Genomic DNA, 17,402 nt, shown 5'->3' with positions numbered 1-17,402 from the left:
GCGGCCGTCCGCCGTGCGGAGGGGCCGGTCAGGCGGCCGGCGGCGGCGTCGCGCCACCGCTGTCGGGCGTGCCGTCGTCCTTGTGACCGATCCGGTCGATGGCGTCCTTCGCCTTGCCCGTACCGGACTGGATCTTGTCGCTGTACTTGCCCTTGGTCTTCTCGTCGACCACCTGCGCGGCCTTGTCCAGACCCTGGTCGATCTTCTCGCCGTGCTGCTGCGCGAGATCGGCGACCTTGTCCTTGGCCGGGGCGAGCTTGGCCTTCAGCGAATCCAGGAGACCCATGGGGCACCTTCCCTCCGCGGACCCCGGGGGTCCGTGTTCCGTGTCGTGCGTTCCGTGTCCTGCCCCCAGGACTCCGGGGGCCCAGGGCGTGTGGCCCTAGCGGCGGGCGCCGTCGCCCGCCTCGTTGTCGGCGGCGGCCTCGGCCGACTGCTGCTTCGGGATCTCCACGACCTCGGCGGCCGCGACGCTCCCTCCGGCGGTCACCTCGACCGTTCCGACGTCCTCCGTACCGTCCGCGCCGTCCTCCACCGTGGTCCCGGGGGCCTCCGCCGTGGCGTCCGCTCCGGCTTCGGCCCCGGTCCCCTCGGCGCGGGTGCCGACCCCGTCGTCCCGCGCGTCGTCGTCCCGCTTCTTACGGCGAAACATTGCAAAAACGCCCATATTCACTCCATAGCGTACTCGGATGGGAGGGTTCCGTGATGATCGGCGGCCGGAATCCGCGGTGATCGACGCCCGGAACCTCGCAACAGGCAACGAAGCCGGAGAAGGCCCGTCACGTCGCTCGTTCGGGGACCGGGCCCGGGGGCTGCGAGACTGGGACGGTGAGAAGCGCAGCTCCCGCCCCGCGGGTCATCGCCGTCGTCGGCCCCACGGCAGCCGGAAAGTCCGATCTGGGTGTATTCCTGGCGCAGCAGCTCGGCGGCGAGGTCGTCAACGCCGACTCGATGCAGCTCTACCGGGGGATGGACATCGGGACGGCCAAGCTGACCCCGGAGGAACGCGGCGGCGTCCCGCACCACCTGCTGGACATCTGGGACGTCACCGAGGCCGCCAGCGTCGCCGAGTACCAGCGCCTCGCCCGCGCCGAGATCGACCGGCTGCTCGCCGAGGGCCGCACCCCGGTCCTCGTCGGCGGCTCCGGCCTGTACGTCCGGGGGGCCGTCGACGCCCTCGAGTTCCCCGGCACCGACCCCGCCGTGCGGGCCCGCCTGGAGGCCGAACTGGAGGAGCGCGGCTCCGGTGTCCTGCACGCCCGGCTCGCCGTGGCCGACCCCGAGGCCGCGCGCGCGATCCTCCCCAGCAACGGCCGTCGCATCGTCCGGGCGCTCGAGGTGATCGAGATCACCGGCAAGCCCTTCACCGCCAACCTCCCGGGTCACGACTCCGTCTACGACACCGTCCAGATCGGCGTCGACGTCGCCCGGCCCGAGCTCGACGAGCGGATCACCACGCGCGTGGACCGGATGTGGGAGGCCGGGCTCGTCGACGAGGTGCGCGCCCTGGAGGCGCGGGGGCTGCGCGAGGGCCGCACGGCCGCCCGCGCCCTCGGCTACCAGCAGGTGCTCGCCGCGCTCGCGGGCGAGTGCACCGAGGACGAGGCGCGCGCCGAGACCGTGCGGGCCACGAAGCGCTTCGCCCGCCGCCAGGACTCGTGGTTCCGCCGCGACCCGCGCGTGCACTGGCTCAGCGGAGCCGCCGATCACCGCGGGGAACTCCCGCGAGAGGCGCTGTCGTTGGTCGAACGAGCGGTTACAGCCTGATCACGTGATGGCATCGGGACGCACTGCCCGTCATTTCGGCGGTCATGAGCGTGCCATCATCGAGCATCGATCGACCAAGTGGAGTCCGAGTGGGGAGGGCGCGTGGCGATGGAGGCCGGCCCTCGCGACAGAGAACAGCACGAGGCGGCCCTGGGTGACCCGACGGCGGATCCGTCGGGCGACACACCGGGCCATCCGACGGACGACGTCCCCGTCGGCGCCCCGGGGCTGGCCACGGACGGTCCCGACGACGCCGTGGGCACCGCCGTCGAGGTCGACGCCGACGAGGTCGAGGTCGAGCTCCGCCCCCAGCGCCGGCTGCGGATCTGGCAGCTCGCCCCGATCGTGGGCCTGGCGGCCGTCGGCTCGCTGATGTTCGCCTTCCCGCTGGCCTTCGGTTCCGGTGACGGCGGCGCGGTCGTCGCCATGCTCGGACTGCTCATCAGCTCCTGCGCGGCGGGCTGGGGCATGATGGCCGCCCGCAAGGTCGGCTACACCTGGCCGGGACTGCCGCCGCGCGGCTCGGGCGAGCGCCCGAACTGGCGCGTCCTCGCGCTCTACCTCTCGACGATCGCCGCCCTGGTCGCCCTCGCGGTCTGGCGCGTCGCCCGCCTGCGCTGAGCCACCCGCGCCCGGGAGGAAGCCCGGGCCCGACGAAGCACGCGCCCGGGAGGAAGCCCGGGCCCGACGAAGCACGCGCCCGGGACGAAGCCCGGGCCCGACGAAGCCCGGGCCCGACGAAGCCCGCACCCGGACGAGAGCCCCGACACCGTACGCGGCGCGAACCCACCCCGCCCGCGGAGGCACGGCGCGAACCCACCCCGTGCCCTCGGACGCGCGGGGCGCACGCCTCACCGGCCCCCGGCCTCGACGCCGTACCCCTGTCCCGCCCTGCGGCCTGCCCAGCCCACCCTGCCCCCGCCCCGCGCGCGGCCGAGTCCCCGCTCCCCTACGGAGGCCCCTCGGCCCGGGGGAGCTCGGCGCGGGCCTCGGCGGGGGAGGGGCGGGGTGGGTGGGGCTCGGTGGGCGGGGAGCGGGTGTTCGTGTCGTGGACCGAGCGGGCGGCTCGTCGGACCCGCCCCGTACAGTTGATCGTGTGACCAGCACGCAGACCTCGCCGCTCCCCTTCCTCAAGGGCCACGGCACCGAGAACGACTTCGTGATCGTCCCCGACGCGGAGAACGCCGTCGACCTGCCGCCCGCCGTCGTGGCGCGGCTCTGCGACCGGCGGGCCGGCATCGGCGGCGACGGGCTGCTGCACGTCGTGCGCAGCGCCGCCCACCCCGAGGCGCGGCACCTGGCCGACGAGGCCGAGTGGTTCATGGACTACCGCAACGCCGACGGCTCGGTCGCCGAGATGTGCGGGAACGGCGTCCGGGTCTTCGCCCGGTACCTGGAGCACGCGGGCCACGTCACCGCCGGCGAGGTCGCCGTCGCCACCCGGGGCGGCGTCAAGCACGTCCACCTGGACAAGGACGGCTCCGTCACGGTCGCCATGGGCCGCGCGGTGCTCCCCGAGGCCGGCGTCACCGTCACCGTCGACGGCCGCAGCTGGCCCGCGCGCAACGTGAACATGGGCAACCCCCACGCGGTCGCCTTCGTCGAGGACCTCGACCACGCCGGGAGCCTCTTCACCGAGCCGCCCTACGCGCCCGCCTCGGTCTACCCGGACGGCGTCAACATCGAGTTCGTCGCCGACCGCGGCCCCCGTCACGTCGCCATGCGCGTCCACGAGCGCGGCGCCGCCGAGACCCGCTCCTGCGGCACCGGCGCGTGCGCCGTCGCCGTCGCCGCCGCCCGCCGGGACGGCGCCGACCCCGCCGAGAGCGGCACCCCCGTCACGTACACCGTCGACGTGCTCGGCGGGACCCTGGTCATCACCGAGCACCCCGACGGCCGCATCGACATGACCGGCCCCGCCGTCATCGTCGCCGAGGGCATGGTCGACCCGGCGTGGCTGGGACAGGACACCGGAACGCCGTGATCACACCATCCGTGATCACGTCACCCGCGATCACACCCGCCGTGATCACGCACGTCGTGATCACCCGAGCGGTGATCACGCGCGACGGAATCGAAACTGTCAACGACTGATCTGTCGCTCGAATGGGTGATCCGATTCACGCTGAGCGAGAGCATGACTGCGCCACGTGGTGGGGTCGGTAGCATCAAGCACCGGCCCCCCGGGCACGCCTGGCCCGCCCACCGCCGGTCGACGTTGCCGGAGGTGCCCCATGAGCGCAGAGGCCACCAACCCCGTGAGTGCGGCCGAGGCCGCCACCACCGACGTGGCCGTCCGCAGACGCGGACGCGCCCGGATCGACCTGCGCCGCCTCGGCCGCGCCGCCCTGCTCGGCGCCACCGCCGGACCGGCGCCCCGTGACCGGCTGCCCGACGCCATCGGCCACGTGGCCGAGGCGCACCGCGCCCAGCACCCCGAGGCCGACCTCGGAGTGCTCGGCCGGGCGTACGTCCTCGCCGAGTCCTCGCACCGCGGCCAGTTCCGCAAGAGCGGCGAGGCGTACATCACCCACCCCCTCGCGGTCACCCTCATCCTCGCCGAACTCGGCGCGGAGACCACCACCCTGACCGCCTCCCTCCTCCACGACACCGTCGAGGACACCGAGGTGACGCTCGATCAGGTGCGCCGCGAGTTCGGCGACGAGGTCGCCTACCTCGTCGACGGGGTCACCAAGGTCGAGAAGATCGACTACGGCGCCGCCGCCGAGCCCGAGACCTTCCGCAAGATGCTCGTCGCCACCGGCAGCGACGTCCGGGTCATGTCGATCAAGCTCGCCGATCGCCTGCACAACATGCGCACCCTCGGCGTGATGCGCCCCGAGAAACAGGCGCGCATCGCCAAGGTCACCCGGGACGTCCTCATCCCGCTCGCCGAACGGCTCGGCGTCCAGGCTCTCAAGACCGAGCTGGAGGACCTCGTCTTCTCGATCCTCCACCCCGAGGAGTACGAGACCACCCGCGCGCTCGTCGCGGACCACCCCGACGCCGCACCCGCGCTCGACGCCGTCGCCGAACAGGTCGCCGCCGTCCTGCGCGAGGCGGACATCGGCGCCGAGGTCCACGTCCGCCCCCGGCACTTCGTCTCCGTCCACCGGGCCCGGCTCAAGCGCGGCGAGCTGCGCGGCTGCGACTTCGGACGGCTCCTCGTCCTCGTCGCCGAGGACGCCGACTGCTACGCGGTCCTCGGCGAGCTCCACACCTGTTTCACCCCGGTGATCTCCGAGTTCAAGGACTTCATCGCGGCCCCCAAGTTCAACCTGTACCAGTCCCTGCACACGGCGGTCGCCGCCCCCGACGGCGCCGTCGCCGAGGTCCTCATCCGCACCCACCGCATGCACAAGGTCGCCGAGGCCGGAGTCGTCGCCCTCGGCAACCCGCACGTCGGCCAGGACCAGGACACCGCCGCCCCCGGGACCGACGACGGCGAGCGCGTCGACCCCACCCGCCCCGGCTGGCTCTCCCGGCTCCTCGACTGGCAGCAGGCCGCGCCCGACCCCGACACCTTCTGGAGCTCCCTCCGCGCCGACCTCGCCGAGGACGACGAGATCACGGTCTTCCGCGCCGACGGCAGCGCCCCCGGCACGATCAGCCTGCCCGCCGGGGCCAGCTGCGTCGACGCCGCGTACGCGCAGCACGGCGAGGCCGCCCACGCCTGCCTCGGCGCCCGCGTCAACGGCCGCCTCGCCCCGCTGAGCACGGTCCTCGGCGACGGGGACACCGTCCAGCTGCTCCTCGCCCACGACGCCGTGTCCGGGCCGTCCCCGGAGTGGCTGGACCACGCCCGCACCCCCGCCGCGCGGATCGCGATCACCGGCTGGCTCCGCGCCCACCCCGAGAGCGCCGCGCCGCCCGCCGCCCCCCGGGACCCCCGGCCCCCGGTCAGTGCCCCCGCCGAGCGGCGCGCCGGCGCGGAGCTGCACGCCGAGCCCCTCGACGGCGAGCCGCCCGCCGCAGCCCGCCCGGCGGGCTGCTGCACCCCCGTACCGCCCGACGAGATCACCGGCTTCCGGGTGCGCGGCGGATCCGTGACCGTCCACCGCGCGCGCTGCTCGGCCGTCGACGCCATGCGCGGTCTCGGCCGCGAACCCGTCACCGTCCGCTGGGGCGACACCCCCCAGGGCCGGGTCACCCTGGTCGCCGAGTCCTTCGGCCGGCCGGGACTGCTCGCCGACCTCACCGAGGCCATCGCCGGCTTCGGGGCCGCGGTCGTCTCGGCGAACGTCGAACCGCCCAGCGAGCAGCGGGTCCGCCACACGTACACCCTCCACCTCCCCGACGCGGCGGCCCTGGGCGCCCTCATGCGGGCCATGCGGGACGTGCCGGGCGTGTACGACGTCAGCCGTGCCCGGCACTCGGGCGGCCTGGGCTGACGGCTGCCGCTCGGGCGGCTCGGGCTGGCGTCTGAGACTCGGGCGGCTTGGGCTGGCGTCCGGCACTTGGGCGGCTTGGGCTGGCGTCCGGCACTTGGGTGGGCCTGGGCTGATGCCCGCCACTCGGGCGGCTTGGGCTGACACCTGCCACTCGGGCGGCATGGGCTGACGGCGCTCCTCCGAGCGCCCCGGGCGCGCCCCGGCACCGCCCCGCCCGCGCCCCTGCCCGCCCCCCTCCGCCCGGGCAGCGCCTCGTCCGTGGTCGCCACTCGCGCGGACCGGGCCGACGACCCCCTTCGGGTGTCCGGCGCGCGCGCCGCCCCGGCGTGTGGCGGCGGCCCTGGTAGCCGTAGGGCCATTCCTCCGGAAAGGCCTGGCCCATGCCGCTCGTCCGAACCCCCCTGCCCCGCGCGCGGTGGCTCCGCTCCGCCGTCCTGGTCGCCGCCTCGGCCGGACTCGTCGCCGCCGCGCTGCCCGCCCCGGCGCCGCTCGGCATCGGGGACCCGCTCTTCCCGCATCTCGGCAACCCCGGCTACGACGTCCTCGCGTACACGCTCGACCTCACCTATCCGGGCGTCAACACGAAGCCCCTCGCCGCGGTGACCCGGATCGACGCCCGCGCCACCCAGGACCTGGAGCGGCTCAACCTCGACTTCACGCACGGCACGGTCTCCTCCGTCACCGTCGACGGCCTGCCCGCCGCGTACGCCACGAGCGGCGAGGACCTGGTCGTCACCCCGGTCGCCGCCATCGACGCGGGGGAGGAGGTCAGGATCACCGTCACCCACACCAGCGACCCCACCGGCCCCGCCGACACCGGCGGCTGGGTCCGCACCGGCGACGGGCTCGCCATGGCCAACCAGGCCGACGCCGCCCACCGGGTCTTCCCCTCCAACGACCACCCCGCCGACAAGGCCTGGTTCACCTTCCGGGTCACCGCCCCCAGCGACCTCACCGTGGTCGCCAACGGGCTCCCCGGGGGCCGCGTCGACCACGGCCCCACCACCACCTGGACGTACCGCAGCCGCCATCCCATGGCCACCGAGCTCGCCCAGGTCTCCATCGGCCGCTCCACCGTCGTCCACCGCGCCGGCCCCCACGGACTGCCCGTCCGGGACGTGGTCGCCACCGCCGACCGGCAGCGCATGGAGCCCTGGCTCCGCCGCACCCCCGGCCACCTGGAGTGGATGGAGCGGCAGGTCGGGCCGTACCCCTTCGAGACGTACGGCGTGCTGATCGCCGACGCGGACACCGGCTTCGAGCTGGAGACCCAGACCCTCTCCCTCTTCGAGCGCGGCCTCTTCACCGAGCCCGCCTACCCCGAGTGGTACGTCGACTCCGTCATGGTCCACGAGCTGGCCCACCAGTGGTTCGGCGACAGCGTCTCGCCCCGCACCTGGTCCGACCTGTGGCTCAACGAGGGACACGCCAGCTGGTACGAGGCGCTGTACGCCGAGGAGACCGCCGGCAAGTCCCTGGAGCGCCGCATGAAGGCCGCCTACGCCGCCTCCGACGGCTGGCGCGCCGACGGCGGCCCGCCCGCCGCCCCGGAGCCCCCCTCGCCGGGCCACAAGATCAGCCTCTTCCGGCCCGTCGTCTACGACGGCAGCTCCCTCGTCCTGTACGCGCTCCGCCAGGAGATCGGCACCGACGCCTTCCGCCGCCTGGAGCGCCGCTGGGTCGCCGAGCACCGGGACGGGACCGCCACCACCGCCGACTTCATCGCCCTCGCCGGCCGGGTGGCGGGCCGGGACCTCACCGCCTTCTTCCACGGCTGGCTGTACGAGGCGAAGACCCCGGCCATGCCCGGCCACCCGGACTGGCGCAGCCGCCCCGCCGCGGCCGCGAGGACCGCGCCGAAACCCGGGTGACGGGCCCCGCGGGGCCGTGTCACCATCTTCTGGTCGGCGACGCGGCCGCCACCGGGAACGCTCCGGGACCGCGGACGTGCCGCGACCGGGAATCTTCCGGTGCCCGCGGACGTTGTCACCGGCACAGACGGACATCACCTCTTCGACGTAAGGATCCAATGACCTCCTCTTCTTCCCCTTCCCAGGACGAGCAGAGCTTCGCGGAGACGAGCCGTACCGAGAGCCTTCGGGCCGATGCCCTGATGGAAGAGGACGTCGCCTGGAGCCACGAGATCGACGGAGAGCGGGACGGCGACCAGTTCGACCGCTCCGAGCGCGCGGCCCTGCGCCGCGTCGTGGGCCTCTCCACCGAGCTCGAGGACGTCACCGAGGTCGAGTACCGCCAGCTGCGCCTGGAGCGCGTCGTGCTGGTCGGTGTCTGGACCTCCGGGACCGTCCAGGACGCGGAGAACTCCCTCGCGGAGCTCGCGGCCCTCGCCGAGACGGCGGGCGCCCTCGTGCTCGACGGCGTGATCCAGCGCCGTGACAAGCCGGACCCGGCGACCTTCATCGGCTCCGGCAAGGCGCGCGAGCTGCGCGACATCGTGGTCGAGACCGGCGCCGACACCGTCGTCTGCGACGGCGAGCTCAGCCCCGGCCAGCTCATCGCCCTCGAAGACGTCGTCAAGGTGAAGGTGGTCGACCGGACCGCCCTCATCCTCGACATCTTCGCCCAGCACGCCAAGTCCCGAGAGGGCAAGGCGCAGGTCGCGCTCGCGCAGATGCAGTACATGCTGCCGCGACTGCGCGGCTGGGGTCAGTCGCTCTCCCGTCAGATGGGTGGCGGCGGCGGTGGCGGCATGGCCACCCGTGGTCCCGGTGAGACCAAGATCGAGACCGACCGGCGCCGCATCCGCGAGAAGATGGCGAAGATGCGCCGGGAGATCGCGGAGATGAAGACCGGCCGCGACATCAAGCGGCAGGAGCGCCGCCGGAACAAGGTCCCGTCGGTCGCCATCGCCGGATACACCAACGCCGGCAAGTCCTCCCTGCTGAACCGGCTCACCGGCGCGGGCGTCCTCGTGGAGAACGCGCTGTTCGCCACCCTCGACCCGACCGTACGCCGGGCCGAGACGCCCACCGGCCGGATCTACACCCTGGCCGACACCGTCGGCTTCGTGCGGCACCTGCCCCACCACCTGGTCGAGGCGTTCCGCTCCACCATGGAGGAGGTCGCCGAGTCCGACCTCATCCTGCACGTGGTGGACGGCTCGCACCCGGCCCCGGAGGAGCAGCTCGCTGCCGTGCGCGAGGTCTTCCGTGACGTCGGCGCGGTGAACGTGCCGGAGATCGTCGTCGTCAACAAGGCGGACGCGGCCGACCCGCTGGTGCTCCAGCGCCTGCTGCGGATGGAGAAGCACTCCATCGTCGTCTCGGCCCGGTCGGGCCAGGGCATCGACGAGCTCCTCGCGCTCATCGACTCCGAGCTGCCGCGCCCGGAGGTCGAGCTGGAGGTCCTCGTGCCGTACACGCAGGGCGGCCTCGTCTCGCGGGTGCACGCCGAGGGCGAGGTGGAGTCCGAGGAGCACACCCCGGAGGGCACCCTGCTCAAGGCCCGGGTCCACGAGGAGCTGGCGGCACTGCTCGCGCCGTACGTTCCGGCCGCGCACTGATCCACGGCTGTACGACCGAAGGGCGCTGCCCCCTCCCCTGACAGGGAGGGGGCAGCGCCCTTCGGTGTGGTCGGTCCGGTCAGCACCCTCGGGCGCCGCCCGGACCCGCGCGTTGCTCCTGGCGCCCGGTCTTGTGCCGTGCGCCCTGTACCGGGTGCCTCATGCCGGGTGCCTCGTGCCCCGCTCGGGCTCCCGGGGGCCGTGCTCCCGGGTCAGCGCGCGAACTTCTTGCTGACCATCTCGTGCACGGCCTTGCCGCCGCGTCCCAGCGTCGGTCCGGCGAGCCAGCCGTTGCTCCCGGCCGGGCCGATCGAGGTGTTCGACACCAGCGCCGTCGTGCCGTTCGGCAGGACGCGGAACCAGCCGCCGCCCGAGGAACCGGCGGTCATCGTGCAGCCGATCCGGTACATCGTCGGCGTGGCCGGGGCCGTGGTGAGCCGCGTCGGCCGGTCGAGGCACTTGTGCATGATCACGCCGTTGTACGGCGCCGCCCCCGGGTAACCCCAGGCGCCCATCGTCCTGGCCTGCGCGGCCGTCGGCGCGGAGAAGTCGACCGGAAGGGCCGCGCCGACGGTCTCCTCCAGGGACTTCCCGCCGCGCTCCGGCTGCACGTGCAGCACGGCGTAGTCGTACGGCCAGGCCTGGTTGGTGCCGCCCCGGTTGATCCACTCGCCCGAGGTCACGGCCCAGTCGGCCCAGAACTGGCCGTAGGGGTACACCTCGTGCGGCTGCGCGTTCCGCAGCGCCGCGGGGGACTTGCCCAGGTCGTTGAAGGCCGGGACGAAGGTGATGTTGCGGTACCAGCCGCCCCTCTTGCCCGCGTGGACGCAGTGGCCGGCCGTCCAGACCAGGTTCGACTTCCCGGGACGGCGCGGGTCCTTCACGATCGTGCCGGAGCAGGCCATCGAGCCCTCGGGCGCGTCGAAGAAGATCTTGCCGACCGGGGCCGCGTTGCGGTGGTACGGCGTCTTCTCGCGCTGGGCCTTGACCGGCCGGGGCGTCGGGTCGGTGCCGCCGGAGCCGGCCTGCGCGGTGATCGTCTGGTCCGGGCTCTTCGCCGACTGCATGCGCGCGGGGTCCCAGAGGCCCTCGATCACCGGGTTGACGAAGTCCTGGGCCTCACGGAGCCAGGTGTCGCGGTCCCAGTTCTTCCACTCGCCGTTCTTCCACTTGTCCAGGTCGACGCCGTGCTTCTTGAGCTTGTCGGCGAGGTCCTTGGTGAGGTCGGTGCCGGCGTCGCCGCCGTCGCCCGCCGCTGTGGAGCTGCTCGCTCCGGCGGACGGCTTGGCGTCGGCCGCCGGGGTCTCGGTGGGGCCGCAGGCCGTGGTGGTCAGCGCGAGCGCGGTGACCAGGCCGAGGGCGGCGGGTATGAGTCGTACGGAACGCATGGATGAATTCCCCGTTGGTATTGCCATGGACGTGTCATGAGCGGGTGCACAGTATGCCGGTCGTGACCGGCAGGAGGAGGCGGGACCGGCGGCCCCGCCTCCGTGCGATGCCGTGCCTACTGGCCGGCGTACTTCTTGCTGACCGCGTCGTAGACGGCCTTGGCCTCCGGGCCGAAGCGCGGGCCCGCGAGCCAGCCGGCCGTCGACGGGCCGATCGAGGTGTTCGACACCAGGGCCGGCCGACCGTCGGCGCCCTGGGCGACCCAGCCGCCACCGGACGAACCGCCGGTCATCGTGCAGCCGATCCGGTACATCGTCGGCTGCTCGGCCTTGAGGGACAGCCGGCCCGGCTTGTCCTGGCACTGGAAGGCCTTCTGGCCGTCGAACGGCGGAGCCGCCGGGTAGCCGGTCGCCGTCATCTTCGAGACCTTCGGCACGGCGGGGGCGTTGAAGTTCACCGGGAGCGCCGAACCGACCGTCTCCTCCAGCGACTTGCCCGAGGAACCCTTCTCCGGGGTCACCTTGATGACCGCGAAGTCGTAGGGAGCGCCGGCACCGCCGGTGGACGCGCCCTGGGAGATCCACTGGTCGGAGGTCTTGACCCAGTCCGCCCACCACACGCCGTACGGCGCGATCTGCTCCCGCGTCGCCTTCTCCAGCTGCGCGGTCTCCATCGCGGCGTCGTTGTAGGAGGGGACGAAGGCGATGTTGCGGTACCAGCCGCCCTGCTTGCCCTTGTGCACGCAGTGCCCGGCCGTCCAGACCAGGTTCGACTTGCCCGGGTGCGCCGGGTCCTGCACGACCGTGGCCGAGCAGACCATGGAGCCCTCGGGGCTGTCGAAGAAGACCTTGCCGGACTCGGGCGCGTTGTCGTGGTACTTGGCCGCGACGGCGGTGGCCTTCACGGGCTCCGGCGTCGGGTCGGTGACACCCTCGTCACCCGAGATGTCCTCCTCCTCGACCGGCTTGTCGGGCCGCTCGGCCTCGCGCATCCGGTCCGGGTCCCAGAGGTCCTGGATGATCGGGTTGACGAAGTCCTTCGCCTCGCGCAGCCACTTGTCGCGGTCCCAGTTCCTCCACTCGCCGTTCCGCCACCTGTCGACGTCGATCCCGTGTTCCTTCAGACGGTCCTTCAGGTCCGCCGGAATCTGGATCTTGCCCGGGTCCATGCTGACGGGCGCGGAGGGCTTGTCCCCGCCCGCGTTCTCCTCGCTCGGACCGCAGCCGGTGACGGTGAGCGTCAGCGCCGCGACGGCGGAAGCCGCCATCAGCAACGGACGAATCGATCGCATCTCGTGATCCCCCTGGGACTACGTCTACTTGTACTGCTTCTGCTGGTGCGTCGGCCTGCCGGGACGCACGGCGGCCGGGCCCTCGCGGACACGACCGACGGCCCCCACTATGCCGGTGCCGGAGGGGACGGTACGCGCCCCGTCCACGGTTCCGGGCATCGATCAGCCGTTGCCGTGCCGTGATCCGGGACACGCCAACTTCCCGCCCTCGGCCCGTGATCCCCGGCAGTTCCCGTCGTTGGTACGTGCGGGGGACACAACGAAGGCGTTCCGGCCGGTCCTCGACACGGCCCCACGACGCCCCGATGTGCAACGCAACCGTTACAGCGGGAGGACACCGAGCCGTGGCCGTGACCGAACCAGTTCCGGCCGTCCCACCGGCCGCGCGCACGCAGACCCGGCCGGACCGACGAGGGCATGCGGGCGGCGACCACGAGGGAATCCTGCGCCGGCAGGCCCAGCGCGAGTCCGCCGCGCGCACCTACGCCCGCTCCCTGCCGATCGTCCCCGTGCGGGCCCGGGGGCTGACCATCGAGGGCGCCGACGGCCGCCGCTACCTGGACTGTCTGTCCGGTGCGGGGACGCTCGCCCTCGGCCACAACCACCCCGTGGTGCTCGAAGCCGTCCGCAAGGTCCTCGACTCGGGGGCGCCCCTCCACGTCCTCGACCTCGCCACCCCCCTCAAGGACGCCTTCACCACCGAGCTGTTCGCCACCCTCCCCGGGACGCTGGCGGACGACGCCCGCATCCAGTTCTGCGGACCGGCCGGCACGGACGCGGTCGAGGCGGCCCTCAAGCTCGTCCGGACGGCCACCGGCCGGAGCGGACTGCTCGCCTTCACCGGCGCCTACCACGGCATGACGGCCGGGGCCCTCGCCGCGTCCGGAGGGGCGACGGACGTCCGGGTGACCCGGCTGCCCTACCCCCAGCAGTACCGCTGCCCCTTCGGCGTGGGCGGGGAGCGCGGCGCCGAACTGGCCGCCCGCTGGACCGAGAGCCTCCTCGACGACCCCAAGAGCGGCGTCACCACCCCCGCCGGAATGATCGTCGAGGCCGTCCAGGGCGAGGGCGGGGTCATCCCCGCCCCCGACGACTGGATGCGCCGGATGCGCCGGATCACCGCCGACCGCTCCGTCCCCCTGATCGTCGACGAGGTCCAGACCGGCGTCGGCCGCACCGGAACCTTCTGGGCCGTCGAGCACAGCGGCGTCGTCCCCGACGTGATGGTCCTCTCGAAGGCCATCGGCGGCTCCCTCCCGCTCGCGGTCATCGTCTACCGGCCGGAGCTCGACGCCTGGGAGCCCGGTGCCCACGCCGGAACGTTCCGCGGGAACCAGCTCGCCATGGCCGCCGGAACGGCCACCCTGGCGTACGTCCGGGAGAACAAGCTCGCCGAGCGGGCCGGCACCCTCGGCGCCCGCGTCCTCGGACAGCTCCGGGGCCTCGCCGCCGACCACCCCTGCGTCGGCGACGTGCGCGGCCGGGGGCTGATGATCGGTGTCGAGCTCGTCGACCCCGAGGCGGCCGGACCGGACGACACCGTCCCGCCGCCCGCCTCCGCCCTGGCCCTCGCCGTCCAGCGGGAGTGCCTCGCCCGGGGACTCATCGTCGAACTCGGCGGCCGCCACTCCGCGGTGGTCCGGCTCCTGCCCCCGCTCACCCTCACCGACGAGCAGGCCACCGCCGTCCTGGACCGCTTCGCCGACGCCCTGGCCGCGGCCGAACGGGCCCACACCCCCCACCCGCCCGCCTCCCACCGGGCCACGGCCCCCCGCAACGCCTCCGGACCGTCCCACTGACCCCGGACCGCCCCGGCCCCACCCCCAAGGAAGCCCCCGTGAACGCCACCCCCACCAGTCCGACCCCCACGACCGAACAGCCCCACTCCGGACACCCCCACCCCGGACACCCCCACACCCCCGCCCCCCACCACGCGGAGCCCCCGCACGGGGACACGCTCCGCCCGAAGCCCCTCCACCTCGAACGACGGCACACCCAGGCCCCCGCCCGCCCGGGAACCCTCCGGCCCGAGGAGCACGGCACGACACCGCTCGGCACCGACCCCTTCGGGCCGATCCCCTTCGAACCGACACCCTTCGAGCCGACGTCGTTCGAGCAGGCACCGTCCGACCCGGCGTCGGCCGAGCGGACGCCGTTCGACCCGGCGTCGGCCGAGCAGGCACCGTCCGACCCGGCGTCGTTCGCGCACGCGCCGTTCGAGCACGCGCCGCTCGGCGCCGTGGAGTCCGGAGCGGGTCCGTTCGCCACCGTGGAGCCGGGAGCGGGTCCGTTCGGCCCCGAGGCGCCCGGTGCCGATCCGTTCGGCCCCGTCGAACCGACCGTCCCGCACCAGCACACCGGGCCGCACCAGCCCCGGCCCCAGCGCCCGGCCGGCACCCCCGACCCGCTGGACGACCCCGACCCGCAGCGTGCCGCCGACGCTGCCGCCGTCGAGAACCTCCTCCGCTGCTGGGTCCGGGAGACGAACCTCCCGGCCCCCGGATCCACCACCCTGCGCATCCCCCTCGACGCCAGCGGCACCGCCCTCCTCGTCCCCGTCCGCCACTGGTCGCCCACCGGCTGGCACCGCTTCGGCGCCCCCGCCCTCGAAGGACTCCCGGCCTCGGCGCCGGCCGCCGACGCCGTCACGGTGGCCGCCCTGCTCAGCCGGGAGAGCGGCCGCTCCGAGGGCACCGATCTCGTCGGCCGCGTCGCCGACTCCGCCCGCCGCACCGCCGAGTTCCTGGCCGAGCGCCGCCGCCGGCCCGAACCGCGCCCGGACGCCGACCTCTTCCTCGCCGCCGAGCAGTCCCTGCTGCTCGGCCATCCGCTCCACCCCACCCCCAAGAGCCGCGAGGGCCTCTCCGAGGCCGAGGCCCGGCTCTACTCACCCGAACTCCACGGCTCCTTCCCCCTCCACTGGTTCGCCGTCGACCGCACCCTCCTCGCCTCCGACTCCGCCTGGACCGAACAGGGCCGGCCCGTCACCGCCGAGCAACTCGCCTCCGGCCTCGCCGAGGGACTCACCCTCCCGACCGGCACCGCACCCCTGCCCGTCCACCCCTGGCAGGCCCGCGAACTCCTGCACCGCCCCGACATCAGGGCCCTCGCGGACGCGGGCCTCCTCCACGACCTCGGCCTCCACGGCAGCCCCTGGCACCCCACCTCCTCGGTCCGCACCGTGCACCGCCCCGGCGCCCGGGCGATGCTCAAGCTCTCGCTCGGCCTGCGCATCACCAACTCCCGCCGAGAGAACCTCCGCAAGGAACTCCACCGCGGCGTCGAGGTCCACCGGCTGCTCCGTACCGGCCTCGTCGACGAGTGGCAGGCCGCCCACCCCGGGTTCGACATCGTCCGCGACCCCGCGTGGCTCGCCGTCGACGCCCCGGACGGCACCCCCGTCCCCGGGCTCGACGTCATGGTCCGCCACAACCCCTTCGGCCCCGGCGACGACGCCGTCTGCATCGCCTCCCTCACCGCGCCCCGCCCCTGGCCCGGAGCCACCACGATGCGCTCCCGGCTGGGCGACATCGTCGGACGGCTCTCCGACTGCACCGGCCGCCCCATGACGGCCGTCTCCGCCGAATGGTTCCTCCGCTACCTCGACCAGGTCGTCCGCCCCGTCCTCTGGCTCGACGGCCACGCCGGCATCGCCCTGGAGGCCCACCAGCAGAACACCCTGGTCCTCCTGGACCCGGACGGCTGGCCGGTCGGCGGCCGCTACCGCGACAACCAGGGCTACTACTTCCGCGAGTCCCACCGCGGCGAGCTGGAGAGCCGCCTCCCCGGCATCGGCGACGACAGCGACACCTTCGTCTCCGACCAGGTCACCGACGAACGCTTCGCCTACTACCTCGGCATCAACAACGTCCTCGGTCTGATCGGCGCCTTCGGCGCCCAGCACCTCGCCGACGAACGCGTCCTGCTCGCCGCCTTCCGTAGCTTCCTCACCTCCGCCACCAGCCTGGGCTCGCCCCTTCCGCACCGGCTCCTGGAAGCGTCCACCCTGCGCAGCAAGGCGAATCTCCTCACCCGTCTGCACGGCCTGGACGAACTCGTCGGGCCCGTCGACACCCAGTCCGTCTACGTCACGGTCACCAACCCCCTCCGTTCCTGAACCGGCCGGAGCACCGTGCCCCGACCACACCGCCGAGAGGAGAGCGACACCGTGTCACCCACCCGCCCACCGGTCGACCCGCCCGGGGACGACACCCTGGACCTGAGGGTCGACGACCTCGTCGCCCTCCTCGACGGCGACCTGCTGGACGCCGTCGCCGCCTGGAGTCCCACCGGGACCGCCGTCGGCTCCTTCCGCCTCGTACCCGTGCGACTCGGACGGGATCTGCCGCTGATCACCCGATGGATGAACGATCCCGCCGTCTCCGCCTTCTGGGAGCTCGCGGGACCGGACACCGTCACCGCCGAGCACGTCCGCGCCCAGCTCGAAGGCGACGGCCGGAGCGTCCCCTGCCTCGGCGTCCTCGACGGCACGCCCATGAGCTACTTCGAGATCTACCGGGCCGACCTCGACCCGCTCGCCCGGTACTACCCGGCGCTCCCGCACGACACGGGCATCCATCTGCTGATCGGCGACACCGGCCACCGGGGCCGGGGCGTCGGCACCACGCTTCTGCGTGCCGTCGCCGATCTCGTCCTCGACCACCGTCCCCGCTGCACCCGTGTCCTCGCCGAACCCGACATCCGCAACACCCCCTCCGTCTCCGCGTTCCTCAGCGGCGGCTTCCGCTACGCGGCGGAAGTCGACCTCCCCGAGAAGAAGGCCGCGCTCATGATCCGTGACCGCGCCCTACGCCACGTCCTGTGAATCCCTCCGACTGACCTGTACCGCTCGACCCACAGCGGTTACCACCCCTAGGAGTCCTCGTGTCGACGTCCCCTGCACCTCACGACTCCGCACCACCCACCCCGCTCGCCCCCACACCCGGCACTGCCCCCTCCACACCCCCCGGGCCACCCGCACCGCGCGTGCCCACGACGTCCCCCGCGCCCACAGCGTCCCCTGTGCCTACGACGCCTCCCG

At 73.8% G+C, this 17,402-nt stretch carries 13 protein-coding genes; 9 read left to right on the top strand and 4 right to left on the bottom strand.

Features of this window, described 5'->3' with window-relative positions:
- Window positions 1-28: 28 nt before the first annotated feature.
- Window positions 29-286 (bottom strand): antitoxin, encoded by a 258-nt coding sequence (locus tag ACFYXU_RS27880; protein ID WP_389408403.1) that lies wholly within the window; start codon window positions 284-286, stop codon window positions 29-31.
- A 96-nt stretch (window positions 287-382) separates the two neighbouring features.
- The gene (locus tag ACFYXU_RS27875) at window positions 383-652 is read right to left on the bottom strand and encodes a hypothetical protein (RefSeq protein WP_389460487.1); all 270 of its coding nucleotides are present in this window, start codon (window positions 650-652) and stop codon (window positions 383-385) included.
- Window positions 653-828: 176 nt separating this feature from the next.
- Between ACFYXU_RS27875 and miaA the strand changes: the two genes are divergently transcribed.
- The 6 genes from miaA to hflX all read left to right on the top strand — a co-directional run bounded on the left by miaA (window position 829) and on the right by hflX (window position 9,681).
- Window positions 829-1,767: a tRNA (adenosine(37)-N6)-dimethylallyltransferase MiaA gene (gene miaA, locus ACFYXU_RS27870; RefSeq protein ID WP_329857276.1), complete on the top strand. Its 939-nt coding sequence runs from the start codon at window positions 829-831 to the stop codon at window positions 1,765-1,767.
- 108 nt (window positions 1,768-1,875) lie between these two features.
- Window positions 1,876-2,388 carry a hypothetical protein gene (locus ACFYXU_RS27865; RefSeq protein WP_376510294.1) on the top strand — a complete coding sequence of 171 codons (513 nt, stop codon included), beginning with the start codon at window positions 1,876-1,878 and terminating at the stop codon, window positions 2,386-2,388.
- A 475-nt stretch (window positions 2,389-2,863) separates the two neighbouring features.
- Window positions 2,864-3,751 carry a diaminopimelate epimerase gene (gene dapF / locus ACFYXU_RS27860; protein ID WP_389460485.1) on the top strand — a complete coding sequence of 296 codons (888 nt, stop codon included), beginning with the start codon at window positions 2,864-2,866 and terminating at the stop codon, window positions 3,749-3,751.
- A 250-nt stretch (window positions 3,752-4,001) separates the two neighbouring features.
- On the top strand, window positions 4,002-6,158 hold the full coding sequence (locus ACFYXU_RS27855; RefSeq protein ID WP_389460483.1) for a RelA/SpoT family protein: 2,157 nt from the start codon (window positions 4,002-4,004) through the stop codon (window positions 6,156-6,158).
- A 380-nt stretch (window positions 6,159-6,538) separates the two neighbouring features.
- Complete coding sequence (locus tag ACFYXU_RS27850; protein ID WP_376510280.1) at window positions 6,539-8,029, top strand: M1 family metallopeptidase; 1,491 nt, start codon at window positions 6,539-6,541, stop codon at window positions 8,027-8,029.
- A gap of 158 nt (window positions 8,030-8,187) precedes the next feature.
- Window positions 8,188-9,681 (top strand): GTPase HflX, encoded by a 1,494-nt coding sequence (hflX, locus tag ACFYXU_RS27845; protein ID WP_329857272.1) that lies wholly within the window; start codon window positions 8,188-8,190, stop codon window positions 9,679-9,681.
- A 212-nt stretch (window positions 9,682-9,893) separates the two neighbouring features.
- Here the strand turns inward: hflX and ACFYXU_RS27840 are convergent, their stop codons facing one another.
- Together ACFYXU_RS27840 and ACFYXU_RS27835 are read right to left on the bottom strand one after the other, a co-directional pair.
- On the bottom strand, window positions 9,894-11,069 hold the full coding sequence (locus ACFYXU_RS27840; RefSeq protein ID WP_376510278.1) for a trypsin-like serine peptidase: 1,176 nt from the start codon (window positions 11,067-11,069) through the stop codon (window positions 9,894-9,896).
- A 116-nt stretch (window positions 11,070-11,185) separates the two neighbouring features.
- Entirely contained in the window at window positions 11,186-12,361 is a 1,176-nt protein-coding gene (locus tag ACFYXU_RS27835) for a trypsin-like serine peptidase (RefSeq protein WP_376510276.1), read from the bottom strand.
- 344 nt (window positions 12,362-12,705) lie between these two features.
- Here ACFYXU_RS27835 and ACFYXU_RS27830 point away from each other — a divergent pair, with 344 nt between their 5' ends.
- From ACFYXU_RS27830 to ACFYXU_RS27820, 3 genes are all read left to right on the top strand, one after another.
- Window positions 12,706-14,160 (top strand): diaminobutyrate--2-oxoglutarate transaminase family protein, encoded by a 1,455-nt coding sequence (locus tag ACFYXU_RS27830; RefSeq protein WP_389460480.1) that lies wholly within the window; start codon window positions 12,706-12,708, stop codon window positions 14,158-14,160.
- A 470-nt stretch (window positions 14,161-14,630) separates the two neighbouring features.
- The gene (locus tag ACFYXU_RS27825) at window positions 14,631-16,478 is read left to right on the top strand and encodes an IucA/IucC family protein (RefSeq protein WP_389460565.1); all 1,848 of its coding nucleotides are present in this window, start codon (window positions 14,631-14,633) and stop codon (window positions 16,476-16,478) included.
- A 51-nt stretch (window positions 16,479-16,529) separates the two neighbouring features.
- Entirely contained in the window at window positions 16,530-17,186 is a 657-nt protein-coding gene (locus ACFYXU_RS27820) for a GNAT family N-acetyltransferase (protein ID WP_389408410.1), read from the top strand.
- Window positions 17,187-17,402 lie beyond the last annotated feature (216 nt).

This window comes from Streptomyces sp. NPDC002232 (assembly GCF_042890295.1).
Lineage (GTDB): Bacteria > Actinomycetota > Actinomycetes > Streptomycetales > Streptomycetaceae > Streptomyces.
This window is presented reverse-complemented; position numbering and strand designations above follow the sequence as displayed.